This is a genomic window from Citrobacter sp. R-1.5.2 (assembly GCF_035064245.1).
Taxonomy (GTDB): Bacteria; Pseudomonadota; Gammaproteobacteria; order Enterobacterales; family Enterobacteriaceae; genus Citrobacter.
This window is the reverse complement of sequence record NZ_JASEYC010000006.1, coordinates 49,639-75,848: the sequence shown is the minus strand read 5'-3', so window position 1 is coordinate 75,848 and position 26,210 is coordinate 49,639. Positions and strand designations below refer to the sequence as shown.

The following is a 26,210-nucleotide window of genomic DNA, read 5'->3' as shown; positions in this document are numbered from 1 at the left end:
GAAGGACAGACAGGTTTCAGAAGAGGTAGCGTGACCCATATCAGGGCCACGCCTTAATGATTACAGTAGATCGCCGATCATTTTTTCCAGTTTACTCTGGTCTACAGCAAACTTACGGATACCGTCCGCCAGTTTGTCTACAGCCATCGGATCCTGGTTGTGCTGCCACAGGAACTCAGCTTCAGTGATGCGTGCAGGACGCGCTTTCACTTCGCCAGAGAAGGACAGTTTACGTTCGATAGCGCCTTCGCTTTCCGCCAGCTCTTTCAGCAGTGCCGGAGCAATCGTCAGACGATCGCAGCCCGCCAGCTCAATGATTTCACCGATGTTACGGAAGCTTGCGCCCATGACGACGGTTTCGTAACCGTGCTGTTTGTAGTACTCGTAGATTTCCGTTACGGAAACCACACCCGGATCTTCTGCCGGTGCGTACTCTTTCTTGTCAGTATTGGCTTTGTACCAGTCAAGAATACGGCCAACGAACGGAGAAATCAGGTATACGCCAGCTTCAGCACATGCACGCGCCTGCGCGAAGGAGAACAGCAGAGTCAGGTTACAGTTGATACCTTCTTTTTCCAGCTGCTCTGCAGCACGGATACCCTGCCAGGTAGAAGCCAGTTTGATCAGAATGCGATCGTTGCTGATGCCAGCATCGTTGTACAGTTTGATCAGACGTTTCGCTTTCGCGATAGACGCCTCGGTGTCGTAGGACAGGCGAGCATCAACTTCAGTAGAGATACGACCCGGGACCAGTTTCAGGATCTCCAGACCGATATTTACCGCCAGTTTGTCCGTCGCGTCGACGATCTGCTGAGCACGATCGTCGCTCTGCTGCTTAGCCCATGCCACAGCGTCATCGATCAGCTTGCGGTATTCTGGGATCTGCGCTGCGTTAAGAATGAGAGAAGGGTTAGTTGTGGCATCCTGAGGCTGATACAGCTTCATTGCCGCGATGTCTCCGGTGTCGGCCACTACTGTGGTGAACTGACGAAGGGAGGTCAATTTGTCCGTCATGATAGCGATTCTCTTTAAACAGCTTGTTAGGGGGATGTAACCGATCTTCCCTGATGATAGCACGACGCACTCTCAGCGCAACCGCCGGGATTGTCCAACTCACTGCTCATTCCCGATTACGCATCTTAAAGCCCCTGATGCGCAATTAAGGGTTATACCCATTGTTATGGTAAACTCCCGCAATCAATCTCCTGACAAGGTATATACTGTTCGATAATTGGTAGCGCTTACATGGGAATATTCGCGCGTACCGGCATCAACAAGAGGGATGTTAATGCCTGATTTTTTCTCGTTTATTAATGAAATACTCTGGGGATCGGTGATGATCTACCTCCTGCTTGGCGCAGGATGTTGGTTCACCTGGCGTACCGGGTTTGTTCAGTTTCGCTACATTCGCCATTTTGGCAAAAGTCTTAAAAACAGCCTCAGCCCACAACCGGGTGGCTTAACCTCGTTTCAAGCATTATGTACCAGTCTCGCTGCTCGTATTGGCAGCGGAAACCTCGCTGGGGTTGCCCTGGCGATCGCCGCGGGTGGCGCAGGGGCCGTCTTCTGGATGTGGGTCTCGGCGATCATTGGCATGGCGACCTCCTTTGCCGAGTGCTCACTCGCGCAACTGTATAAAGAACGCGATAGTAAGGGGCAGTACCGCGGCGGGCCAGCATGGTATATGGCGCGCGGTCTGGGGATGCGCTGGATGGGCGTACTCTTTGCCCTCTTTTTGCTCATCGCATACGGCCTGATTTTTAACAGCGTACAGGCAAACTCTGTCTCCCGCGCATTGGCATTTGCGTTCGACATCCCTCCCCTCGCATCCGGCATCGCTTTGGCGATACTGTCATTCCTGGTGATCATTGGCGGTATTAAAGGTGTTGCCCGTCTGATGCAATGGTTTGTGCCGATCATGGCGCTGCTGTGGGTCGGTTGCAGCATTGCTATCTGTCTTTGGCATATCGGGCAGATCCCCGAGATCATCGTCAACATCGTAAAAAGTGCTTTAGGGTGGCAGGAAGCTGCTGCCGGCGCGGCCGGTTATACGCTGAGTCAGGCCATTGCCAGCGGTTTTCAACGCGGTATGTTCTCTAATGAAGCGGGAATGGGATCAACACCTAACGCAGCAGCTTCAGCTGCCTCCTGGCCACCGCATCCCGCGGCGCAAGGCATTGTGCAAATGATCGGTGTATTAGGTGATACGCTAATTATCTGCACAGCCAGCGCCATGATTATTCTTCTGGCGGGGAATGGCACAACCTATATTCCAATGGAAGGCATCCAGTTGATGCAGAAGGCCATGGTCTCACTGACCGGCGAATGGGGGGCTGGGTTTGTCGCATTTATTGTGATTCTGTTTGCTTTCAGCTCTATCGTGGCTAACTACATTTATGCGGAAAACAACCTGGTCTTTTTACGTCTGGACAATATCCGGGTTATCTGGCTGTTGCGCATTGCTACCGTCAGTACCGTGATCGCAGGCACCTTAGTCAGTTTCCCGCTAGTCTGGCAGCTCGCCGACATCATCATGGCCTGTATGGCGATAACTAACCTGACGGCGATTTTACTGCTCTCCCCGGTTGTTCATACCCTTGCCAGCGACTATCTGCGTCAGCGCAAACTCGGTGTGCGCCCGGAATTTGATCCGCGCCGTTATCCTGAGATCAGACAACAGCTTGCACCGGATACCTGGGATGAAATGCCGCGCAGTTAGCGCGGCAATCACAACCATCGATCAATTCTGTCGTTTTTTTTGCTAAAGTCGCAGTAAATCTCCTGCAAGGACTGGATATGCTGATTCTGATTTCACCTGCAAAAACGCTCGACTACCAAAGCCCGCTGGCTACCACACGCCATACGCTGCCTGAACTGCTGGATCACTCCCAACAGTTAATCCACGTGGCGCGTCAACTCTCTGCGCCGCAGATCGGCAAGCTGATGGGAATTAGCGATAAGCTGGCGGATCTGAACGCGACTCGTTTCCATGATTGGCAGCCAGACTTCACACCGGACAATGCGCGTCAGGCTATTCTGGCGTTCAAAGGTGACGTGTACACCGGATTGCAGGCAGAAACCTTCAGCGAAGCGGATTTCGATTTCGCCCAGCAGCACTTACGCATGCTGTCCGGGCTGTATGGCGTTCTGCGCCCACTGGATTTAATGCAACCCTACCGTCTGGAAATGGGCATTCGTCTGGCCAATGCGAAGGGTAAAGACCTCTATCAGTTCTGGGGAGATACTATCACCGATAAGCTTAACGAAGCGTTGGAAGCACAAGGTGATAATGTGGTGATTAACCTCGCCTCAGACGAGTATTTTAAATCCGTGAAGCCGAAAAAACTGAATGCAGAACTGATCAAACCGGTATTCCTTGATGAGAAGAACGGCAAATTCAAAGTCATCAGCTTCTATGCCAAAAAAGCCCGCGGCCTGATGAGTCGCTACATTATTCAACATCGCCTGACTAAGCCTGAGCAACTGACTGCGTTTAACAGCGACGGCTATTTCTTTGATGAAGAGGCATCAGGGAGTGGAGAACTGGTGTTTAAGCGTCACGAGCAATAATGCAGCACATGTCGGATAAGGATGTACCTTATCCGACAGCACAAACTTAATGGTGCCCGTTCGCTCCCGGACGGTGGTCGTCGCGGCGATCGTCATGCCGATCGTTATGATGATCATCATAGCGATTGTGGTGTGGCTGTGGACGCGGTCCGTGAGGTTGCCAGCGATGATCCCGCCACTCATAGTGTTTTCCCCACCAACCGTGATCGCGCCAGTTCCCGCCATCCCAGTAGTTACCCCGGCTGTCACGATCGCCAATCTGTAATTTAACTGCCGGTACCAGAGTAATTTCAGCCGCCTGCACGGCAAGGGGAGCAACCAGCATCATAGAAAGCGCAAGAAGCACAGGTTTGAATTTTTTCATTGGTGACTCCTTTTTATCATTGCCCTTATCGGGTCGATAAAAGGAGATTACGTGAAGGGAATAGAAGTTATTATTCTCCGCAATCCTAATCTCTAAGTTAGCGCATTTATTGGGAATTTCTCCTTTTTCGCTACCTATTTCCTCCTTATTTTCTCCATAAAAAAAGCCGGGTAAAACCCGACTCAGATTGTTAGCAAGTATCGCCTACCTGTTACCGGATAACAGGTGTCGTCGGCCCGATAAGCAGAGCGTCACCGGGCACAACAATTAACTGCGGGTCATCATTAACTGACGCAGCGCAGCAAAATCAGCAGGCAGATGGTGAGAGAGCAGCGGTAAATCTGCACGTTCAGCCAGCTCTTTTGGTAGATCCAGCGTGACATTCAGAATCTGTTCAACGCTTTCTTTAAATTTCGCCGGATGTGCGGTGCCAAGGAACAGGCCATATTCGCCCGGATTCAACTGGTCACGCAGTGCACGATACGCCACCGCAGCATGCGGTTCTGAGGTATAACCTTTCTGCTGCAGCTCACGCATGGTGTCCTGCGTAGTTGCATCATCCACAGTTGCATAGCCCAACTCATTCAGGCGCCATATTTTACGGCGGAACAGTTCCTCCACACGCGGCCAGTTGTTTGGCTGGCTAACGTCCATGGCATTCGATAAGGTCGCCTGAGTCGCTTTCGGTGCCCACTCGCCTTCGGCAAGAAAACGTGGAACCGTATCGTTGACGTTGGTAGCCGCAATAAAGCGCTTCACTGGCAAGCCAAGTGATTTCGCCAGCAGACCCGCGGTCAGATCGCCAAAGTTACCGCTGGGAACAGAAATAACCAGTTGGTTACGCGCTTCCTGCGGCAGTTGAGCCACGGCTTCAAAGTAGTAGCAGATTTGCGCCAGCAGGCGGCTGATGTTGATGGAGTTAGCGGAATTCAGACCCAAAGCTGCCTTCAGCTCTTCATCATCAAACGCCTGTTTCACCAGTGCCTGGCAGGCATCAAAGTCACCATCAATCGCGACGGTTTCAATATTGCCGCCCAGCGTACAGAACAGTTTCTCCTGCAATGGGCTGATCTTGCCATTTGGGTAGAGGATCACCACACGCACATTTTTCAGGCCATAAAAAGCATGTGCAACCGCCGCCCCGGTGTCTCCGGATGTCGCGGTCAGGATAGTCACCGGTTTGTCACCGCTGATGTGCGTTAGCATTTGCGCCATAAAGCGCCCGCCAAAGTCTTTAAACGCCAGTGTCGGACCATGGAACAGCTCCAGACAGCCGACATCACCTTCGACCTGAGCAACCGGTGCCGGAAATGCAAATGCCGCACGCACACGTTCTTCCAGGATCTCTTGTGGGATCTCGTCACCAATAAATGCGGAAAGGATCTTAGCACTGCGGCTAACGAAGTCCTGGTTCAGCATCTCATCCACTTCTGTCAGATTGAATTCCGGCAGATCGTGCGGAAAAAACAATCCCTGATTCTTGCCAAGCCCTTGCGTGACGGCCTGCGCAAAGCTGACCTGTTCGTTGTGATCTTTCAGATTATAGAGTTTCATTGATTATCCCAGTACCCGTGCGCCTGCCGTGTCCAACCGGCAAATATGAACAAAGCCTTCCTGATTTTGCAGGTAATTTTTACCCAGCCAGTCTGCTACGCGCTGTGCCGTATCCGGCTTATCGCATAAGGCGAACAGCGTCGGCCCCGACCCGGAAATGCCGCTAGCCAGCGCGCCAATTTCCGCTACCGCCTGACGCGCCTGACTAAAGCCGGGCAGCAAGCGGGTACGATACGGCTCAGCGATGACATCTTTCATCAGCTTCGCGGCCAGAAGAGGCTGACGGGAATAGCAGGCATGGATAAACCCAGCCAGATGCCGCCCGTGGGCAATACAGTCCTGACGACGATACTGCGCAGGTAAAATCGCCCGCGCTTCCGCCGTCGACACTTTAATTCCCGGATACGCCAGTACCCACAGCCACTCATCAAAGCCTGGCACCTGCTGGCTGATAATGCCGTTTTCTTCGATCATTAACTGCATGCCGCCTAAAAAGCACGGGGCGACATTATCGTAGTGAATACTGCCGGAGATCCGCCCTTCCAGCTCGCCCATGATCGCCAACAGCCGCGTATCGTTGAGCGGTTTACCACAAAATTCGTTCATCGCCACCAGTGCGGCCACAACGGAACAGGCGCTGGAGCCTAACCCGGAGCCAATCGGCATATTTTTTTCCAGCGTCATCGCCACCGGTACGGCTTTACCCAGTTCCTGACAGAAGCGCTCCCAGCACTGATAGACAATATTTTCCCGCGGCGCTGATGGCAGCTTATTCGCAAAGCGCCCCAGGTTATTCAGGCTGAACTTGTCAGCCGCCTCAACCGAGACCACGTCACCCAACAGTGAGCCATCTACGGGGGTTACCGCCGCGCCAAGCACATCAAACCCGACGCTCATATTGGCACTGGAAGCCGGGGCATAAACTCTCACCATGTCAGACTCCTAACTTCCATGAAAGGGTGCGAAGAAGATCGGCAAATACACCTGCCGCCGTAACATCATTACCCGCACCATATCCGCGCAGCACCAGCGGTAATGGCTGATAGTAATGGCTGTAGAACGCCAGCGCGTTTTCACCGTTTTTCACTTTGAACAGCGGATCGTTACCATCCACTTCAGCGATTTTCACCCGGCAGACGCCGTTTTCTTCGATATTGCCAACATAGCGCAATACTTTACCCTCATCACGAGCTTTCGCGACGCGAGCGGCAAACTCATCGTCCAGTTGCGACAAATTCGTCATAAACGCGGAAACATCACCAGAATCATCAAATGCTTCTGGCAGCACCGGCTCAATAACAATGTCAGAAAGCTCCAGTTCGCGGCCAGTTTCACGCGCCAAAATCAGGAGTTTACGCGCCACATCCGTACCAGAGAGATCATCACGCGGATCGGGTTCGGTGTACCCCAACTCCCGTGCCAGCGTGGTGGCCTGCGAGAAGCTCATCCCTTCATCCAGTTTGCCGAAAATAAACGACAGCGAACCGGAGAGGATACCGGAGAAACGTTGTAGCTCATCACCCGCGCTAAGCAGATTTTGCAAGTTTTCAATAACCGGCAAGCCCGCACCCACGTTGGTGTCGTACAGGAATTTACGACGCGACTTCGCCGCGGCGAAACGCAGCTGATGGTAGTAATCCATCGACGACGTGTTGGCTTTTTTGTTCGGGGTGACCACGTGGAAACCTTCACGCAGGAAATCGGCATATTGGTCTGCCACCGCCTGGCTTGAGGTACAGTCGACGATCACCGGATTAAGCAGATGGTATTCTTTTACCAGACGAATCAAACGGCCGAGGTTGAAAGGCTCTTTCGCGCACTCCAGTTCCGATTGCCAGTTTTCCAGGTTCAGACCGTGAACATTCGTCAGTAAGGCCTTCGAATTCGCCACACCGCACACACGCAGATCGATGTGTTTGCCCTTCAACCAGCTTTGCTGACGCTTGAGCTGCTCAAGCAGTGCGGAACCTACGCCGCCAACGCCAATAACAAAGACTTCGATCACCTGGTCCGTATTGAACAACATCTGATGGGTCACACGCACACCCGTGGTTGCGTCATCGTTATTGACTACCACCGAAATGGAGCGTTCAGACGAGCCTTGCGCGATAGCCACGATATTGATGTTGGCGCGGGCCAGCGCGGCGAAGAATTTCGCCGAGATACCGCGTAGCGTACGCATGCCATCACCAACCACTGAGATGATCGCCAGGCGTTCAGTTACAGCCAGTGGCTCCAGCAGCCCTTCTTTCAGCTCGAGGTAGAATTCATCCTGCATCGCCCGCTGCGCCCGTATGCAGTCGCCTTGCGGCACGCAGAAACTGATGCTGTATTCAGAAGAAGACTGCGTGATCAGCACCACTGAGATACCGGCACGAGACATCGCCGCGAAAACGCGAGCCGCCATGCCTACCATGCCTTTCATTCCAGGGCCGGAGACGCTAAACATCGCCATGTTATTGAGGTTAGAAATACCTTTTACCGGCAAATCGTCCTCATCGCTGCTGGCACCGATCAGTGTACCTGGCGCTTGTGGGTTTCCGGTGTTTTTAATCAGGCAAGGGATTTGGAACTGAGCAATCGGGGTAATGGTTCGCGGGTGTAATACTTTGGCGCCGAAGTAAGAAAGCTCCATCGCTTCCTGATAAGACATCGACTTTAACAGCCTGGCATCAGGAACCTGGCGCGGGTCGCAGGTATATACACCGTCAACATCGGTCCAGATCTCACAACAGTCCGCGCGTAAACAGGCAGCCAGCACAGCGGCAGAGTAGTCAGAGCCATTGCGCCCCAACACCACCAACTCACCTTTTTCATTCCCGGCAGTAAAGCCTGCCATCAAAATCATATGATCTGCTGGAATACGGCTGGCTGCGATGCGACGCGTAGATTCGGTGATATCAACGGTAGATTCGAGGTAATGACCTACCGCCAGTAGTTTCTCAACCGGATCGATAACGGTAACGTGATGCCCGCGCGCTTCCAGCAGGCCTGCCATGATAGCGATCGACATTTTTTCGCCACGGCAAATAAGCGCAGCGTTAATGCTGTCCGGGCACTGTCCCAGCAGGCTGATACCGTGCAGGACATGTTTAATTTGGGCAAATTCTTGTTCAACGAAGGCTTTAAGCTGCGTTAGCGGGAAACCCGGCTGCGCGGCTGCGAGGCCAACCAAAAGCTCTGAGAAAATACGTTCGGCGTCACTGATATTGGCTAAAGCGTCCTGACCACCGATGGTCTTCTCAATCATCGCCACCAGATGGTTCGTAATTTTTGCGGGGGCAGAAAGAACAGTCGCGACCTGCCCCTGCCTGGCATTGCTTTCCAGAATATCGGCAACTCGCAGAAAGCGCTCTGCATTTGCCACTGATGTACCGCCGAACTTCAACACTCGCATGGTTTACCTCGTTGCCTTTGGTCGAAAAAAAAGCCCGCACTGTTTAGGTGCGGGCTTTTTCTTGTGTTTCCTGTACGCGTCAGCCCGCACCGTTACCTGTGGTAATGGTGATGGTTGTTGTAATGGTGATGCTGATGCGTTTCATGATGTTGTGTGCTCTGTAATTATGTACCCTAAATAATTCGCGTTGCAGGAAGGCGGCAAGTGAGCGAATCCTCAGGAGCATAGAAAACTATGTGACTGAGGTAAGCGAATGCAGCCAACGCACATGCAACTCGAAGTATGACGGGTAATCTGTCTGTCTTGTATTCTTTTAGGGTTAAAGTATCTGCTGACCTAAGTCAATAAATTTTTAAATTGATCACATTCCGAAACTTGTTCACGAGCGACTGCTTGCCCTTTTATTTTCAACCAATACAGCATGCGCACCCCACTTGAAGTCAGAATCAAACGCTAAAAAACAAAACAAAGAAGACATTTTATTTTGTAATATTTTTTTCGATATCATGTAAAAAACGGTGCAACATTGCTGTATCTCGCTGTCCTAACAACCCCATCCGCTGCTGTAGCCAATCCGTGAGCTTGATATCATCCGCAACGTCCAGCGTGGTTAATAATTGCAAAACCCGGGCACGTAACGCCTGCAACTGAAGCTCATCCGTCACCTCAATATTTTTTGCCGGTTGTTGTATTAAACCTGCTAATTGATAGCAATACACCATCACCGCCTGACCCAAATTCAGTGAAGGGTAGTCAGCCACCATCGGCACGCCGGTTAGCACATCCGCTAGCGCTAATTCTTCATTTGTCAGCCCCGAATCTTCACGGCCGAACACCAACGCGGCGTGATCCATCCACGTTGATTTTTCCTGCAACAAGGGAACCAGCTCGACCGGAGTGGCGTAATAATGGAACTTCGCGCGGCTACGAGCCGTGGTGGCGATGGTAAAATCAACGTCGTGCAACGCATCGGCTAACGTTGGAAAAACGTTAATATTATCAATAATGTCACCTGAACCATGTGCCACCCATCGCGTCGCAGGCTCCAGATGAGCCTCGCTATCAACGATCCGCAATTGCGTGAATCCCATGGTTTTCATAGCACGCGCTGCCGCGCCAATATTTTCGGCTCTGGCTGGAGCAACCAGAATAATTGTTAAACGCATTTTGATACTCTTTTTGACCGGCCTGCAGATAATTATGTGATGTGCATCAACATATTACGCAGCGCGAATTTACATATTTTTAACAGAAATCACTGAAAAAGCATTTCACATTCAGTAAAAAATGCTAAACTATTTCCTGCCTGTACTATTGCTTTTTATGTTAACAGAAGTTGCATATCCTTCTGTTTATCCATGATAATTTAATTTAGAATGGTTCTCATAGATTGGATTCATTACATTTATTAATTAGCGCGTGCAACTAGTTGTAATATTGCAATTTTGTGATGAAAGCTATCATTTAGATACGTTGATTTCATCAAACTGTTAACGTGCTACAATTGAACTTGATATATGTCAACGAAGCGTAGTTTTATTGGGTGTCCGGTACGTCTTAGCCTGTTATGTTGCTGTTAAAATGGTTAGGATGACAGCCGTTTTTGACACTGTCGGGTCCAGAGGGAAAGTGCCCACGACCAAGCTAATGATGTTGTTGACGTTGATGGAAAGTGCATCAAGAACGCAATTACGTACTTTAGTCATGTTACGCCGATCATGTTAATTTACGACATGCATCAGGCAGGTCAGGGACTTTTGTACTTCCTGTTTCGATTTAGTTGGCAATTTAGGTAGCAAACATGCAGACCCCGCACATTCTTATCGTTGAAGACGAGTTAGTAACACGTAACACGTTGAAAAGCATTTTCGAAGCGGAAGGCTATGATGTATTCGAGGCGACAGATGGCGCGGAAATGCATCAGATCCTCTCTGAATATGACATCAACCTTGTGATTATGGATATCAATCTGCCAGGTAAAAATGGTCTTCTGTTAGCGCGTGAACTCCGCGAACAAGCTAACGTTGCACTGATGTTCCTGACGGGCCGTGATAACGAAGTCGATAAAATTCTCGGCCTCGAAATCGGCGCTGACGATTACATCACCAAGCCGTTTAACCCACGCGAACTGACTATCCGTGCTCGTAACCTGCTGTCCCGTACCATGAATCTGGGCACAGTGAGCGAAGAGCGTCGTAGCGTCGAAAGCTACAAGTTCAATGGTTGGGAGTTGGACATCAACAGCCGCTCTCTGATTGGTCCTGACGGCGAGCAGTATAAACTGCCACGTAGCGAATTCCGTGCCATGCTTCACTTCTGTGAGAATCCGGGCAAGATCCAGTCTCGCGCAGAACTGTTGAAAAAAATGACCGGTCGCGAACTGAAGCCGCATGACCGTACCGTTGACGTAACAATCCGCCGTATTCGTAAGCACTTCGAATCCACGCCGGATACACCAGAAATCATCGCTACCATTCACGGTGAAGGCTACCGTTTCTGCGGCGACCTGCAGGATTAATATCATCCTGACTGGTATAAAAACGGCGCTTTATGCGCCGTTTTTCATTTCACTACACCCCTATTTCCACAACCGTAATTCATCGTCCTCAGTTGCGTTCTCCGTTTTGGGCTTTGGCTGTGCAAGTGCGTGCCAGTCAAGATGACGCGTCAGGAACATGACACCACACAGCGCCAGTAACAGTACCCCCGTTCCCAGCAGTAAAGCGCTATCCTGCGAACGCAACAGTGCCCACATCACGCCATCCAGTCCCAGCAATGCTGCGGTAAAAAACAGACTGTTACGCCATCCCTGTAGTATCGCCTGTAAATACACGCCGTTCATCAGCGCGCCAACCAGGCTGGCGACAATCCATGCGGCAGTAAAACCAACATGCTCCGACAGCGCCAACAACAGCAAATAGAACATCACCAGAGATAATCCCACCAACAGATATTGCATCGGGTGCAGTCGAAGGCTGGTCATACTTTCGAGCACAAAGAAAGACATAAAAGTTAGTGTAATCAATAAAATGGCATACTTTGTCGCTCTGTCTGTCAATTGATACTGATCCGCAGGCGTAGCCACAGCGACGCTAAATGCGGGCATACCCTGCCAGCCAATCTTCTCATCGCCAAAGCGCTCTCCCAGATTATTCGCGAACCAGCTACTTTGCCATTGCGCCTTAAATCCTGACTCACTGACTTCACGCTTAGCCGGAAGAAAATCACCGAGGAAGTTAGGATGTGGCCAGTTGCTGGTCACGGTCATTTCGCTATTACGCCCAACCGGAACAACGGAAAAATCACCTGTTCCACTCAGATTAAGCGACAACACGACACTGAGACTTTTTTCCGCCCAGCCGGCGTCCGGTAGCGGAATGTGGATCCCCTGAGCACGACCATCCAATCCTGTACCAGGTTCGACCGCCAGCGATGTTCCATTAATCTGAGAAGCCTTCACGACGCCAATACCGCGCGCATCGCCCACCCCAACCACCACAAAAGGTGTGCCGATGGTGATATTGGGATGGTTCAGTTCACTGAGGCGTTCAGCATTAAACTCGGCCTTCACCGACAAATCGTTGTGCCAGACCTGTCCTTCATAAATACCTATCTTACGGGCTTCAACATTCTGGTCACCCTCAACAACCAGCGATTCCGGCAACCAGAAGTGGATGTAGCTACGCTTTCGCTGGATCTGTTTGTCACCTTCCAACTCGGTATACAGTTCCGTCACCGGGACGGCAATCAGCGGACCTACCACCTTTTGCGGTCCGCTGGTGCTCTGTCGGATAGCATCTTCTACCTCACTACGATAGTCCGACCGCTCAACAATTATCTGCCTGACCATCGTCAGTGGAATTAACAGCAGCAGCATAGCGCCACCTAAGGTGACTATTTTCCAAAACAGGGGTGATTTAAACATAGCGTTCTCCTTTGCGATGTCAGCAAGGTAGAACAGCTATGTGCGGGGAATTTGAAGTTATGTGAAGTGACGGTGAAGTGTAAACGAGGCCTGCACCCCGCCTTCTGGTCGGTTGCATAACGTCACGTCACCTCGATGCAATCGCGCAACCTCACTGACAAACGCCAGCCCCAGCCCACTGCTTTTATGCCCATTCTCGCGGGGCAGCGAATAGAAACGCTCAAAAATACGCGGCAACGCAAAGTCAGGTATGCCACTGCCGTTATCACTGACCTGTATTGTGACGCGGTCCTCCTGCGAATGCGCGCTCAATACAATTGTCCCGTTCTCCGGCGTAAAATCGATGGCGTTATCCAGCAGATTACCCAACGCCTGCTCCAGCAGTGCGGCATCGGCGTCAACCGTCAGCGATGAAGGTACGACGGTAAGCGTGATGTTTTTTGCGGCCAGTTGCACGCTACGCACCTCTTTGAGCTGGGAAAATAGAGTATCTACTACCACCGGCGTCAACGTAATATCCTGCCGGTTCTCCAGTCTGGCCTGGCGCAACAAGGTTTCGACCAGCACCTGCATGCGCGCATTCTGCGTCAAAATATTATCGGTAAATCGCGCGGCCACACCGGACGGCGGGCCTTCGCGCAAAATTTCTGCCGCGCCGCGAATCGCCGCCAGCGGGCTTTTGAGCTCATGCGTCAACGCATAGACGTACTGCTCAATGTAATTCTTGCCCTCCAGCTTCAGGCGCATACTTTCCAGCGCCTGCGCCAGCTTGCGTAGCTCACTGCTACCAAGATCCGGAAGCGCAACGGGGCGATTCTCAGTGACAGAATCAGCATAGCGTGCCAGCCGCGCGATAGACCGGTTTATCCACCATACCATTCCTGCGCCAATCATTAAGGCGATCCCCAGTAACACGGCGCTGGCCCACAGTATTCGCCGCTCGCTACGCTGAATAACAGGAGCCATTGCCGCATTTGGTTTGCCGACACTGAGCACACCAATAATACGTCCGCGGTCAACAATCGGCGCGGCAACGTACATCACCGAACTTTCCGCATCGGCCGGGTTCTGTGGCGTACTTCGTGCGCCATACTGCCCACGCAGCGTTAACCATACGTCGTTCCAGCGAGAATAATCTTCGCCTACGGCTTTGTTGGCGGAATCAAACACCACCTTGCCCTGCGCGTCCGTCATGTAGACGTGATACTCATTGCGCACTTTGTTAATACCACTGATATTGGCGCGAAAAGGACGATCATGCAGTTGCGAAAATGCCTGCGCCAACCTGCCGTGGGAGGGAGAGCCAGAAAGCAAATCATCACGCGCCAGCGCGGCCAGCAGCGTAGCGGTATCAATCAACGTACCTTCCGTCGCACGACGAACGCCGGGCTTAATCTCCTGTACAAAGATGGACAGAACGAACCAGGCGGCAACGGCGACAATCAGAAAGTAGCCCAGCAGCAAACGCATGCCAATGCGCATCAGGTGCTCCTCAGGCTGTATCCCATACCACGATGTGTATTAATCGGTGAGCACTCCGGGTTGACGGCCCGCAGTTTGGCACGCAGCGTTTTAATGTGCGTGTCTACCGTTCGGTCAAAAGTATCCTGGGCATCGGCCCAGACTAAATCCATTAACTGTTGGCGTGAGTAGACGCGTCCCGGCGACAGCAGTAATGTTTTCAGTAACAAGAATTCATAGCGTGTCAGATTTAACGGCATACCAAACCAGGTAATCTGTGCGGCAAGCTCATTGAGTTCAAAATCACCGCACCGCGTCGCCGGTGAAGGCGTGGAGAATTTTTTCACCCGTCGCAGCAATGTACGCACGCGGGCGCACACCTCACGCGGAGAGAAGGGTTTCGCCACATAATCATCCGCACCGATTTCCAGCCCCAGCAGGCGATCGACTTCATCGCTACGCGCAGTCAGAAAGAGGATTGGCAATGCCGGGTGACGTTCCAGTAATCGCCGGCACAGTTCAAAGCCGCTGATATCCGGGAGTCCGACATCCAGAATGATCGCATCCGGACATCTTTGGCGTGATTTTTCCAGCACGGGCAATCCACGCTCAAAGGCTTCAACGCTAAAACCTTCCTGCTGCAGCATGTAGATAAGCGTATCCGCAATCCCCTGCTCGTCCTCAACCAACCAGATCAGCGCCTGTTGCATTTTGCCTACCTGTTATCGCTGCCACGGCATGATGGGTACCGCACTGATAGCATTTTTGGGCGATCCATCAACCACCTTATCTGAATAGGCCAGATAGGCCAGCGTGTTGCGTTTCGCATCATAAAAACGCACGACCTGTAAGGATTTAAACACCAGAGACGTACGTTTCTTAAAGACCACCTCGCCCTGGGCTTTGCCGTTTTTAATTCTGTCGCTCAGCTCCACCGGCCCCACTTGCTGACAGGAGATAGCCGCGTCGGAAGTATCTTCAGCCAAACCGAGCCCACCTTTAATGCCACCCGTTTTGGCGCGGCTAACGTAGCAGGTCACATTAGTGACATCAGGATCATCAAATGCCTCGACCACAATTTTATGATCCGGTCCAAACATTTTGAACACGGTATCGACAGATCCAATCTGCTCCGCATGGGCAACCTGCGCCATCATCAGCAGAATTGAGGAAATGACTAAGCTCTTATATTTCATATTGTTACCATTCTTAAATGTTACTCTGTGTAATTATTAGACATTCTAAGATAAAACGTATACAGATCACAGGATTACAATAATCACGCTTTCGTATGTGCGAAAAAAGCACTTATGAGCAAAAAAAACACTGAATGCTAAAACAGCAAAAAATGCTATTATCCTCATACCTGACGTCAGGTACTCGTTGTTGAAAGGATGAGGATATTTTATGGATCAGGCTGGCATTATTCGCGACCTCTTAATCTGGCTGGAAGGCCATCTGGATCAGCCTTTGTCGCTTGACAATGTGGCGGCAAAAGCAGGCTATTCCAAGTGGCATCTGCAGAGAATGTTCAAGGACGTGACGGGCCACGCTATTGGCGCCTATATCCGTGCTCGTCGTTTATCGAAGTCCGCAGTGGCGCTACGCCTGACTGCGCGTCCAATACTGGACATCGCCCTGCAGTATCGCTTCGATTCCCAACAGACGTTTACCCGCGCGTTCAAAAAGCAATTTTCCCAGACGCCTGCGCTGTATCGTCGTTCACCGGAATGGAGCGCTTTCGGTATTCGCCCTCCGATGCGCCTCGGGGAATTTGCCATGCCAGCGCATGAATTCGTCACGCTGGAAGATACACCACTGCTGGGTACCACGCAGAGTTATTCCTGCTCGCTTGAGCAGATTTCAGATTTCCGTCATGAAATGCGAATCCAGTTCTGGCGCGACTTCCTTGCTCAGGCTCCTGCGATCCCGCAGGTTCTGTACGGACTCAACGAAACGCGTCCCAGCATTGAGAAAGATGACGAACAGGAAGTGTTTTATACCACCGCGCTCACACCAGAGCAGGCCAACGGATACGTGCAGTCGGCGCAACCCATCCTGTTACAGGGCGGCGAGTATGTGATGTTTACCTATGAGGGTCTGGGGACGGGCGTGCAGGAGTTTATCCTGACGGTGTACGGCACCTGCATGCCAATGCTGAACCTGACTCGCCGTAAAGGGCAGGATATAGAGCGATACTACCCGGCAGAAGATGCCAAAGCGGGAGATCGCCCTATTAACCTGCGCTGCGAATTCCTGATTCCTATCCGCCGTTAACGCTGTAGTTCATCCAACGCAGGGGCATCCAGATGCGAGATGTCCCCTGCCGTTTCAACTACCCAGCCCGGCGCCAGCCATAAACTTTCCTGGTAATCGACACGAGAAATAGAGCAGTTGCGCAGACGCAAACGACGCTCAGCCCATGCAGGTAATCCCAGAATAGTACTTACCAGGCAGCCCAGCGCAATACCATGACTCACCAGCAATGGACGACTCCCCGGCGGCAGTTCCAGGCAGGATGCCAGCGCCGCGTTGACACGATCGCTCAGTTCCTGCATCGATTCCCCTTCCGGAATACGACCATCCACCGTACCGTTCACCAACTGACGACGCCAGCCCTCTTCTTCCGGGGTCAGTGTATCGATATGGCGTTTTTCCAGCACGCCCATATTGAGTTCACGCAGGCGCGCATCATAAGTGATCTCACAGCCACACGCCTGAGCGATAATTTCTGCAGTGCGTCGTGTACGACCTAAATCGCTACTGATAACGTGCGTAATGCCAAACGAGCGGGCGCGTTCACCAACCTGCATGGCTTGCTGCTCACCTTTAGCGGTCAGTGGACTGTCTGACTGGCCTTGAATACGTCGCTCGGCGTTCCACTGCGTTTCACCATGGCGAACAAGGTATACCTGTAACATGCTTTTTTTCCGTTATATACTCGTCGTACTTTGAGTAGACTCTGCGATGAATTTTCAAACTGAGCTTAATTATGCACAAGGTTATCTCTGCGACCACCAATCCTGCCAAAATTCAGGCAATTCTGCGGGCATTTGAAGAGATTTTCGGGGAAGGATCCTGCCATATTGAACCCATCGCCGTCGAGAGTGGCGTGCCGGAACAGCCTTTTGGAAACCAGGAAACGCGCACTGGCGCACGAAATCGCGTTGATAACGCGCGCCGCCTGCACCCGCAGGCTGATTTCTGGGTCGCTATTGAAGCGGGAATTGACGATGACGCCACCTTCAGTTGGGTGGTAATTGATAACGGTATCCAGCGTGGCGAAGCCCGTTCTGCTACGCTGCCATTGCCTGCCGTCATTCTCGACAGAGTACGCCTTGGTGAAGCGCTTGGTCCGGTGATGTCGGATTACACGGGTATTGATGAGATTGGCCGTAAAGAGGGCGCAATTGGCGTCTTTACCGCGGGCAAACTGACGCGTTCGAGCGTCTATCACCAGGCAGTGATTCTGGCGTTAAGCCCATTTCATAACGCAGTGTATCGGTAATTATTTGCGCTATGTTGTAGGCCTGATACGCACAGCGCCATCAGGTATTTCGCTGCAATGTTGCCGGATGGCGGCTTCGCCTTATCCGGCCTACGACGAATCAGCCGTTTTTGAGCAACACCTGCTCCAGCCACTGGCGTAACTCTACGGGTGCCGACTTGAGACTGTTGGAACCACGCGTAATGGTGGCAATCCCGGCCCCAAGTTCGTTTTTTAGCTCGCGCTGGCTCATCTCACCACGCAACAACTCTTCAATGATGCGCACGCGCGTTCCCAGCGCTTCGCGCTCATCCGGCGTTAACATCAAATTGAGCAGTGGCTGATGTAAATCTTGCTCGTAAGCCTGTTTAAGCAGGTCGACAAAACGTAACCACTCCTGGTGACGCTGTTCTGCCATCGCTGCTGAATAGGGTGATTGCTGGGTCATAAAATGTCGCCATCGTTGCGGGGGGAAGCGTGCTTGCTTCCCCCTTTTGTACTCTTTAACGAGTACGATAGCATAACACACTCAACGCGATCAGTAACGACGTTGCCATTCTGCGTCGCTCATCAACGTCGGTTTATCCCCGAGGAAATAACGGTAGTAAGCATCGTATGCCAGCACGTTCTTCACATATCCTCGCGTTTCCGAGAACGGAATACTTTCGACAAACGCCACGGCATCAATACGACCTGCGCTATTGCCAAGCCAGGTACGAACGCGTCCCGGGCCGGCGTTATACGCCGCAGAAGCAAAGATACGGTTGTTGCCAAATTGCTGGTACACGTACTGCAAATAGCTAGTACCGATGTTGATATTGGTATCAGGATCTAACAACTGATTTGGGTTGCTGTAACCTGGAATCGAGAACATTTTCACCGTATGCGTCGCCGTGCCCGGCATAATCTGCATCAGCCCACTGGCACCTACCGGCGATTTTACTTTCGGGTTCCAGGCGCTTTCCTGACGTGCAATGGCCATCGCATAACTCTGTGGAATATCTTTTCCGCGGGTATAGCGGGTAAACAGATCCTGGTAAGCCAGCGGGAAACGCTCTTCCAGATGATCCCAAAGCTTACCGGCGATCGTGGCCTGAACGCTCAGATCCCACCAGTGGTTATTAAACGCATAACGCGCCAATTGTGCCTGCTCAGACTTGGCGCGGCTGGTGACCAGGTTCGCCCACTCACTGCGTGCGGTATTGTCCAGGTTCCAGTACATCAGTTCACGAACACGCGCCATTTCCGGCCCCTGAGTCAGGGCAGAGTCAACATTCGCTGGCGCTTTATCCACTTTCAACGCGTACTCTTCTCCCAGCCTTTGCGCGGCCACCATCGGGTAGAAACCGCGCTGCTGCATGAGCTGATGCAGGATCTCTTTCGCTTCATCATTGCGTCCCCGCTCCAGCAGCAGATCCGCCTGCCAGTAGCGCCACTCATCTTTTTCTTTCGCCTCCATCGGCAGGCGGGCCAGCCAGGTGTTCAGCCCGCGACGGTCCCCGGTCCCCAGCGCCATACGCACGCGGCGCTCCACAAGCGAGGTGGAATTGGAGCGCATAATCGCGTCATCACGCCATTTGGCCTGCTCGTCGGTGACGTCATTGCCCATCAGACGCCAGGCGACAATGTCGCGCAGTTCCTGGGTTTGCTCGTCATTCAACTGCTGCGCCTGCACCAGGGAAGGGATCATCAAACGCGCATTTTCCGCATCCTGACGGGCTACGCTGGCAAAAGCCACCGCCGCCATCTGCCGCGTAAAATCTGTTGCACCGGTTGTGCGCGCAAAGGTCATCACCGAATTAGGATCGTTCGCCAGCGCGATGATTGCCTGCGCGATTGTCTGATACTGTGCTGGCATCTGTCCGGCCAGCGCAGTCACCAGTCCGGTATTCCCCGCCTTCATCGCCAGACGGATACGTTCCAGATACGCCAGCGGGTCCTGAGTGCCGGAAGCGCGCCATACGCCGAATAATTTGTCACACGCATTCGGCTGGCTTTTGCCGGTTAACCACAACTCTTTTGCGCCCTGCCAGGCCTCTTCGATTTGCCCGGTGCTCCATTTCGCATAGTAGTAGTTACATTGCGCCTCAGTAGTGCCAGGCTTATCCGGGCTAAATGCCAGCAGCCCGCGCCAGTCTTCCCGACGCGCCAGTTCGTTCACAAAACGCGATTGCAGAGTACGTGCCGGTGGGAGCGTCGGGTTAGCGCGCACAAAGTTCGTTACGGTGATGGTAGGCTGATTCATCAAGTCGTCAGTGATCTGGCGATATTCCAGATAGGGGTACAGAGGATAGTTCTTCAGGCCGGGCATCATCTGCTCTACGACGTCCATTTGTCGGTTATCCCAGGCCTGCTTAATTTGCGCATAGCGATTGCGCTGCTCATCCAGGGAATCGGCTCGCGCCACTTGACTGACCGTCAGCAGACATACGCTGGCAGCCAGCAGGCGCCAGGTAAATTGTTTGGCTTTGTCCACAAGCTCTTCCTCTTGTCGTTTACGTCTGTGCAGCATCATGCCGCTTAATTAGTTCATGCTAACCAGACATTGCAGAATGTGCCACGTCACGGACACTTTTTTACTTTTGTTGCGAGTGAGATCTGCTGGCTGGGATTGGGCAATGAAAAAGGCTACACTTCGCCTTTGATAACTATTTACCAATAATTAGCCCTAAATAATTCAAGTTGCAGCGAGGGAGTGAATCCCCTGAGCGTACAAAAGTACGTGACTGGGGTGAACGCACACAGCCAACGCATCTGCGGCTTGAAGTATGACGGGATAAACATAGAGGCGAGTCCAACGTGGCCCAATTCGTTTATACCATGCATCGTGTCGGCAAAGTCGTTCCGCCGAAACGTCATATTCTTAAAAACATCTCTCTGAGCTTCTTCCCAGGCGCAAAAATCGGGGTGCTCGGTCTGAACGGTGCGGGTAAATCTACCCTGCTGCGTATCATGGCCGGCATTGATACCGATATCGAAGGTGAAGCACGTCCGCAGCCGGGTATCAAGATCGGTTACCTGCCACAGGAACCGAAGCTGAACCCGGAACACACTGTTCGAGAATCCGTTGAAGAAGCGGTTGCCGAAGTGGTTAACGCACTGAAAGGCCTGGATGAAGTGTATGCGAAATACGCAGAGCCAGACGCAGATTTCGATAAACTTGCTGCGCAACAGGGCAAGTTTGAAGAGATTATTCAGGCGCATGACGGTCATAATCTGAATGTGCAGCTCGAACGTGCCGCCGATGCCCTGCGTCTGCCGGACTGGGATGCCAAAATTGAGAAGCTCTCCGGTGGTGAACGTCGCCGCGTCGCACTGTGCCGCCTGCTGCTGGAAAAACCAGACATGCTGCTGCTCGACGAACCGACGAACCACCTGGATGCCGAATCCGTCGCGTGGCTGGAACGCTTCCTGCACGACTTTGAAGGGACCGTTGTGGCGATTACCCACGACCGTTACTTCCTTGATAATGTTGCCGGATGGATTCTGGAGCTTGACCGTGGTGAAGGTATTCCGTGGGAAGGTAACTACTCCTCATGGCTGGAACAAAAAGATCAGCGTCTGGCTCAGGAAGCCTCTCAGGAAGCTGCGCGTCGTAAATCCATTGAGAAAGAGCTGGAGTGGGTACGTCAGGGTGCTAAAGGCCGTCAGTCTAAGGGCAAAGCCCGTCTGGCACGCTTTGAAGAACTCAACAATACCGAATACCAGAAACGTAACGAAACCAACGAACTGTTTATCCCACCTGGACCACGTCTGGGCGATAAAGTCGTTGAAGTCACTAATCTGCGTAAATCCTACGGCGATCGCGTGCTGATCGACGATCTGAGCTTCTCTGTACCGAAAGGGGCTATCGTCGGCATCATCGGTCCGAACGGCGCGGGTAAATCGACCCTGTTCCGTATGATGTCCGGTCAGGAACAGCCTGACAGCGGCACCATTGAACTGGGTGAAACCGTGAAGCTGGCGTCTGTTGACCAGTTCCGTGATGCCATGGACAACAGCAAAACCGTGTGGGAAGAAGTCTCCGGCGGGCTGGATATTATGCGTATCGGCAACACCGAAATGCCAAGCCGTGCCTACGTAGGCCGCTTCAACTTTAAAGGTGTTGATCAGGGTAAACGCGTAGGCGAACTGTCCGGCGGTGAGCGTGGTCGTCTGCACCTGGCGAAACTGCTGCAGGTTGGCGGTAATATGTTGCTGCTCGATGAACCGACAAACGACCTGGATATCGAAACCCTGCGCGCGCTGGAAAACGCCCTGCTGGAATTCCCAGGCTGTGCGATGGTTATCTCGCACGACCGTTGGTTCCTTGACCGTATCGCCACCCACATTCTGGATTACCAGGATGAAGGTAAAGTCGAGTTCTTTGAAGGTAACTTTACCGAATACGAAGAGTACAAAAAACGCACGCTGGGCGCTGATGCGCTGGAGCCGAAGCGTATTAAGTACAAGCGTATTTCTAAGTAATTACCGTTAAGCGCCGGATGGCGGCGTTCCGCCTTATCCGGCCTACGAGATTAGTACGATTTGTAAGCCGAATACGCGCAGGTCATCCTGCCAATGAGGTTAGTGCGACTTGTAGGCCGGATAAGCGCAGCGCATCCGGCATTAAAACCTACCTCTGCTCACCCATCAGTTCTTTCACCAGCTCCACGCAGCGCAGGAACCGGCCATCATAGTCAGGCTCTTCCACGTGGACAAAATCGATATTGTTTTCCTGTAGCATCTCCACTAGCAGAGACTGAAATGCCTTACGGTCAACCGAACTCCCAAGGCTGCGTAATCCATCCGCCACCCACGGAGTATTGTTTTCCAGCAGGATCACCAGGTCAAAGCGGTATTCGTCAATCAATGCCTGCACAAACGGATGCTCACGCCCTTCGTACTTTTTACAGAATGCCTGAGTGGTCACAAAGTCAGTGTCGATAAATGCCACTTTATTGGCATATTTCACTGCGAAATCAATGTACTGTGCCTGTCCCAGCGCAATCTTGTCGTAGTCCGAGTATTGCAACGCCATCTCGTCGCCCCCCAAATGGGAAAAGACGTAATCACGGCCATATTCCCACGCACTGGTGGTGTTGAAGATATTGGCAAGCTTATTCACCAGCGTCGATTTGCCGCTCGACTCTCCACCGAGGATCGCCACGGTGCGCACGAAAAACGGTTTCACTTCAGTCGGGATATATTCCCAGTAGCGGAATGGGTTTTCTCGAATTTGCCCGCCGCTGATGCTCATAAATGTCCGTTTGGGATCAACCAGTACCGTTTCAATGCCCAGATGTTCAAGATATTGCGGGGCATCAGATTCTTCAGAGGTGTAAATCCAGTTAGGCTGAATCCCCTTCTCCTGCATAAACGTTTTGATGCCATTGCTCCAGACATCCCAACCGTGCGGATAAGGCTCCATGCCTTCCTCATTGAAGGCATGGATACGGATGTTTTTCTGATATTTGAAGGTCTGCAACAGCCAGCGCAGACGGTCAGAAACCGTTGGCTGTTGTGACATGGCACTGTCTTCAAACAGACTGCGGTCGCGCGTATCGTCATAGCCCATGATGATATGCAGTTCATCTACCTGACTACAGGCGCGCTGAATAAGATAGATATGACCGGTATGCAGCGGATAAAACTTGCCAAATACCACACCGATGTTTTTCTGCTGACGGGGAAACTCAAGCCCCAAAAAACGGTGCAGCGCCTCCAGTTTTTGCGCGCTGGGGCTTTTGATTTTGGCATTCAGCAGTTGGCTTAAATATCCCTTGGTCATGCCACTGGCATCCGCCACCTGTTGCAGGGTACAGCCCTTTTGCTTTATGGCGGTTTTGAGATAGTCGAACGATGACACAAGAGCCTCCTGCTGGAAAAATCGCGTAACACTGCCTGATGGCGCTTCGCTTATCAGGCCTACAACATCAATCCGTAGGCCGGATAAGACGCATTGCGTCACCATCCGGCAAATTATACAACATCACTGCATACAGAGGATTATAAGTCGTCAAACACGCTTAGCGCATCTGCAAGCTTTTTCACGCCAAAAACCTGCATTCCTTCCGGTACTTTTTTCGGTACGTTGGCGGCAGGCACAATCGCCCGGCGGAAGCCGTGCTTCGCCGCTTCCGAAATACGTTCCTGACCGCTGGGCACCGGGCGGATTTCGCCTGCCAGCCCCACTTCACCAAAGACGACTAAATCCTGCGGTAGCGGTCTGTCGCGTAAGCTGGAAACCATCGCCAGCAGCAGCGCCAGATCGGCACTGGTTTCAGTGACTTTTACGCCACCCACCACATTGACGAACACGTCCTGATCCGCCATCTGCAAACCACCGTGACGGTGCAGTACTGCCAGCAGAATCGCCAGACGGTTTTGTTCCAGTCCAACCGCCACGCGACGCGGATTCGACATCATGGAGTGATCGACCAATGCCTGGATCTCCACCAGTAATGGACGTGTCCCTTCCCAGACCACCATTACTGAGCTGCCGGAGGTAACTTCATCACCGCGACTTAAAAAGATAGCAGAAGGGTTACTGACTTCGCGCAGTCCCTGTTCGGTCATCGCGAAGACACCCAGCTCATTCACCGCACCAAAACGGTTCTTATGGCTACGCAGGGTACGAAAACGGGAGTCGGCATCACCGTCGAGCAGCACCGAGCAGTCAATACAGTGCTCCAACACCTTTGGCCCGGCCAGCGACCCGTCTTTGGTGACATGGCCGACCATAACAATCGCCACACCACGCGTTTTAGCAAAGCGCGTCAGGTAAGCGGCGGTTTCCCGTACCTGCGCCACACTGCCTGGCGAAGACTGAATATCCGCCATATGCATCACCTGAATGGAGTCGATAACCATCAGCCTCGGCTGTTCTTCTTCTGCAATCAGGCAAATTTGCTCAATGCTGGTTTCCGACAGCATATTCAGATTCGCCGTCGGAAGACCCAGTCGGTGTGCGCGCATCGCAACCTGCTGCAAAGATTCTTCCCCTGTGACGTACAAGGTTTTCATCTGCTCGGCAAGTTTGCACAACGTTTGTAGCAGCAGCGTCGACTTCCCTGCTCCGGGGTTACCGCCAATCAGAATGGCGCTACCCGGCACCACACCGCCACCCAGTACGCGATCGAATTCTTTAAAACCGGTAGAAAAACGCGGCAACTCCTCGAGGCTAATATCAGACAGCTTCTGCACCTTTGCGACACCCGCATTCCCGGCATAGCCGCTGAGCCGCTCGTTACGCGCCACCGTAGGCGACGCCGCAAGACGTACCTCGGTAATGGTGTTCCAGGCCTGACAAGCGCTACATTGACCCTGCCAGCGCGGGTAATCGGCCCCACATTCATTACAAACAAAGGCGCGTTTTGGAGCTTTTGCCACGTTTAACCTCTTTTGTTAATGCTTTTGTCGGATGGCGCAGCCGTCATCCGACATCAAAATTATTTCTGGTTCATGCTGCCGGAGAGAATGCAGAACACGCCCATCAGATCAGCGTGACGGATAGTGATCTCCGTCTTTTCATTCACTTTCGGTTTTGCATGGTAGGCGATCCCCAGACCTGCCGTTTTGATCATCGGCAGATCGTTGGCACCATCCCCGATCGCCACCGTCTGCACCATCGGGATTTCATACTCTTGCGCCAGGCGTGTCAGGGTATTGGCTTTGTACTGCGCATCAACGATATCGCCAATCACATTGCCAGTGAATTTACCGTCCATGATTTCCAGCTCATTCGCCACAACGGCAGTCAGTCGCAGTTTTTCACGCAGGTATTCCGCAAAGAAGGTAAAACCACCGGAGGCAATAGCCACTTTCCAGCCGAGCGTTTCCAGCTTCAACACCAGTTGCGTCAGGCCAGGCATCAGCGGTAAGTTTTCGCGCACCTGTTGCAGAATGTTGGCATCGGCCCCTTTCAAGGTGGCAACCCGGCTGCGCAGACTGGCGGTAAAATCCAGTTCACCACGCATCGCGCGTTCGGTCACTTCCGCAACCATTTCGCCCGTTCCGGCCAGTTTGGCGATTTCGTCGATACATTCGATCTGGATAGCCGTAGAGTCCATATCCATCACCAGTAGCCCTGGCGTACGCAGATGGGGGATTTTACCTAATGGCGCAACATCCAGCTTGGCGTCATGCGCCAGTTTTGTCGCGCGCGGTGTTAACGACCCCGCGAGGCGAATCACTTGATAATCCTCAACGCACCAGGCGGCTACGATCACCATCGCCGCCCCCAGTTTGCTCTGGTATTGCGTTAAACGCTGTTTATCCAGCCCACGACCATACAGCAGCCAGCCACTGCGGCCCGCGTGGTAGTCCAGCGGCATGACTTCATCACCGCTTAAAGAAAGGGGCAGACCTGGCCACAGAGAGACATCTTCAGGTAGATCGCACCAGGTAATGTTAGGCATTAAAGCTCCTGTAAAATCGTTCGGGTCGGAATCATCCAGGGGAAAATAACGCA

24 protein-coding genes and 1 other annotated feature are annotated in these 26,210 nt (G+C 52.4%); of the genes, 6 read left to right on the top strand and 18 right to left on the bottom strand.

What is annotated here, in order from left to right:
* Window positions 1-60: 60 nt before the first annotated feature.
* Window positions 61-1,014, bottom strand: a complete 954-nt coding sequence (tal, locus tag QMN38_RS12820; RefSeq protein ID WP_323605175.1) for a transaldolase — start codon at window positions 1,012-1,014, stop codon at window positions 61-63.
* Between the two features lie 274 nt (window positions 1,015-1,288).
* Here tal and QMN38_RS12815 point away from each other — a divergent pair, with 274 nt between their 5' ends.
* Both QMN38_RS12815 and yaaA read left to right on the top strand, forming a co-directional pair.
* Window positions 1,289-2,719 (top strand): alanine/glycine:cation symporter family protein, encoded by a 1,431-nt coding sequence (locus QMN38_RS12815; protein WP_323605174.1) that lies wholly within the window; start codon window positions 1,289-1,291, stop codon window positions 2,717-2,719.
* Window positions 2,720-2,796: 77 nt separating this feature from the next.
* A complete protein-coding gene (gene yaaA, locus QMN38_RS12810) occupies window positions 2,797-3,570 on the top strand; it encodes a peroxide stress protein YaaA (RefSeq protein WP_271441690.1) in 774 nt (257 codons plus the stop codon).
* Window positions 3,571-3,616: 46 nt separating this feature from the next.
* Here yaaA and QMN38_RS12805 read toward each other — a convergent pair whose 3' ends face one another.
* The 7 genes from QMN38_RS12805 to yjjY form a co-directional block, all read right to left on the bottom strand.
* Window positions 3,617-3,934 (bottom strand): DUF2502 domain-containing protein, encoded by a 318-nt coding sequence (locus QMN38_RS12805; RefSeq protein WP_323605173.1) that lies wholly within the window; start codon window positions 3,932-3,934, stop codon window positions 3,617-3,619.
* Between the two features lie 267 nt (window positions 3,935-4,201).
* The gene (gene thrC / locus QMN38_RS12800) at window positions 4,202-5,488 is read right to left on the bottom strand and encodes a threonine synthase (protein ID WP_323605172.1); all 1,287 of its coding nucleotides are present in this window, start codon (window positions 5,486-5,488) and stop codon (window positions 4,202-4,204) included.
* Window positions 5,489-5,491: 3 nt separating this feature from the next.
* Window positions 5,492-6,421, bottom strand: a complete 930-nt coding sequence (thrB, locus tag QMN38_RS12795; protein ID WP_323605171.1) for a homoserine kinase — start codon at window positions 6,419-6,421, stop codon at window positions 5,492-5,494.
* Window position 6,422: 1 nt separating this feature from the next.
* Window positions 6,423-8,885 (bottom strand): bifunctional aspartate kinase/homoserine dehydrogenase I, encoded by a 2,463-nt coding sequence (thrA, locus tag QMN38_RS12790; protein ID WP_271449377.1) that lies wholly within the window; start codon window positions 8,883-8,885, stop codon window positions 6,423-6,425.
* A gap of 23 nt (window positions 8,886-8,908) precedes the next feature.
* Window positions 8,909-9,035 (bottom strand) — a sequence feature (Thr leader region).
* Window positions 8,965-9,030 (bottom strand): thr operon leader peptide, encoded by a 66-nt coding sequence (gene thrL / locus QMN38_RS12785; RefSeq protein WP_032337689.1) that lies wholly within the window; start codon window positions 9,028-9,030, stop codon window positions 8,965-8,967. Its footprint overlaps the feature before it by 66 nt.
* Window positions 9,036-9,364: 329 nt before the next feature.
* The gene (locus tag QMN38_RS12780; RefSeq protein ID WP_271441695.1) at window positions 9,365-10,051 is read right to left on the bottom strand and encodes a tRNA/rRNA methyltransferase; all 687 of its coding nucleotides are present in this window, start codon (window positions 10,049-10,051) and stop codon (window positions 9,365-9,367) included.
* A gap of 399 nt (window positions 10,052-10,450) precedes the next feature.
* Window positions 10,451-10,591 (bottom strand): YjjY family protein, encoded by a 141-nt coding sequence (gene yjjY, locus QMN38_RS12775; protein ID WP_001541509.1) that lies wholly within the window; start codon window positions 10,589-10,591, stop codon window positions 10,451-10,453.
* A 95-nt stretch (window positions 10,592-10,686) separates the two neighbouring features.
* Between yjjY and arcA the strand changes: the two genes are divergently transcribed.
* Window positions 10,687-11,403, top strand: coding sequence for a two-component system response regulator ArcA (gene arcA, locus QMN38_RS12770; RefSeq protein WP_001194359.1), 717 nt, complete (start codon window positions 10,687-10,689; stop codon window positions 11,401-11,403).
* A gap of 60 nt (window positions 11,404-11,463) precedes the next feature.
* On the opposite strand, the gene creD is transcribed toward arcA, so the two are convergent.
* The 4 genes from creD to creA are packed head-to-tail and all read right to left on the bottom strand — an operon-like array spanning window position 11,464 to window position 15,467.
* Window positions 11,464-12,810, bottom strand: coding sequence for a cell envelope integrity protein CreD (gene creD, locus QMN38_RS12765; protein WP_323605170.1), 1,347 nt, complete (start codon window positions 12,808-12,810; stop codon window positions 11,464-11,466).
* Between the two features lie 57 nt (window positions 12,811-12,867).
* Window positions 12,868-14,292: a two-component system sensor histidine kinase CreC gene (gene creC / locus QMN38_RS12760; RefSeq protein ID WP_323605169.1), complete on the bottom strand. Its 1,425-nt coding sequence runs from the start codon at window positions 14,290-14,292 to the stop codon at window positions 12,868-12,870.
* Complete coding sequence (gene creB, locus QMN38_RS12755; protein ID WP_323605168.1) at window positions 14,292-14,981, bottom strand: two-component system response regulator CreB; 690 nt, start codon at window positions 14,979-14,981, stop codon at window positions 14,292-14,294. The genes creC and creB overlap by 1 nt, the downstream gene beginning before the upstream one ends.
* A 12-nt stretch (window positions 14,982-14,993) precedes the next feature.
* Window positions 14,994-15,467 (bottom strand): protein CreA, encoded by a 474-nt coding sequence (creA, locus tag QMN38_RS12750; RefSeq protein ID WP_137383793.1) that lies wholly within the window; start codon window positions 15,465-15,467, stop codon window positions 14,994-14,996.
* Window positions 15,468-15,678: 211 nt separating this feature from the next.
* Here creA and robA point away from each other — a divergent pair, with 211 nt between their 5' ends.
* Entirely contained in the window at window positions 15,679-16,548 is an 870-nt protein-coding gene (gene robA, locus QMN38_RS12745; protein ID WP_137383794.1) for an MDR efflux pump AcrAB transcriptional activator RobA, read from the top strand.
* Here the strand turns inward: robA and gpmB are convergent.
* Complete coding sequence (gpmB, locus tag QMN38_RS12740; RefSeq protein ID WP_271441700.1) at window positions 16,545-17,192, bottom strand: 2,3-diphosphoglycerate-dependent phosphoglycerate mutase GpmB; 648 nt, start codon at window positions 17,190-17,192, stop codon at window positions 16,545-16,547. The genes robA and gpmB overlap by 4 nt on opposite strands.
* A gap of 71 nt (window positions 17,193-17,263) precedes the next feature.
* Here gpmB and yjjX point away from each other — a divergent pair, with 71 nt between their 5' ends.
* On the top strand, window positions 17,264-17,779 hold the full coding sequence (gene yjjX, locus QMN38_RS12735) for an inosine/xanthosine triphosphatase (RefSeq protein WP_271441701.1): 516 nt from the start codon (window positions 17,264-17,266) through the stop codon (window positions 17,777-17,779).
* A gap of 100 nt (window positions 17,780-17,879) precedes the next feature.
* Here the strand turns inward: yjjX and trpR are convergent, their stop codons facing one another.
* Entirely contained in the window at window positions 17,880-18,206 is a 327-nt protein-coding gene (gene trpR / locus QMN38_RS12730; RefSeq protein ID WP_271441702.1) for a trp operon repressor, read from the bottom strand.
* Window positions 18,207-18,296: 90 nt separating this feature from the next.
* Window positions 18,297-20,234 (bottom strand): murein transglycosylase, encoded by a 1,938-nt coding sequence (sltY, locus tag QMN38_RS12725; protein ID WP_323605167.1) that lies wholly within the window; start codon window positions 20,232-20,234, stop codon window positions 18,297-18,299.
* 323 nt (window positions 20,235-20,557) lie between these two features.
* On the opposite strand from sltY, the gene ettA reads away from it, so the two are divergent.
* Complete coding sequence (ettA, locus tag QMN38_RS12720) at window positions 20,558-22,225, top strand: energy-dependent translational throttle protein EttA (protein ID WP_005123940.1); 1,668 nt, start codon at window positions 20,558-20,560, stop codon at window positions 22,223-22,225.
* Between the two features lie 148 nt (window positions 22,226-22,373).
* On the opposite strand, the gene nadR is transcribed toward ettA, so the two are convergent.
* The 3 genes from nadR to serB all read right to left on the bottom strand — a co-directional run bounded on the left by nadR (window position 22,374) and on the right by serB (window position 26,157).
* A complete protein-coding gene (gene nadR, locus QMN38_RS12715) occupies window positions 22,374-23,606 on the bottom strand; it encodes a multifunctional transcriptional regulator/nicotinamide-nucleotide adenylyltransferase/ribosylnicotinamide kinase NadR (protein WP_271449385.1) in 1,233 nt (410 codons plus the stop codon).
* 140 nt (window positions 23,607-23,746) lie between these two features.
* Window positions 23,747-25,129, bottom strand: coding sequence for a DNA repair protein RadA (gene radA, locus QMN38_RS12710; RefSeq protein ID WP_271441704.1), 1,383 nt, complete (start codon window positions 25,127-25,129; stop codon window positions 23,747-23,749).
* 59 nt (window positions 25,130-25,188) lie between these two features.
* On the bottom strand, window positions 25,189-26,157 hold the full coding sequence (gene serB / locus QMN38_RS12705) for a phosphoserine phosphatase (RefSeq protein WP_323605166.1): 969 nt from the start codon (window positions 26,155-26,157) through the stop codon (window positions 25,189-25,191).
* Window positions 26,158-26,210: the final 53 nt, after the last annotated feature.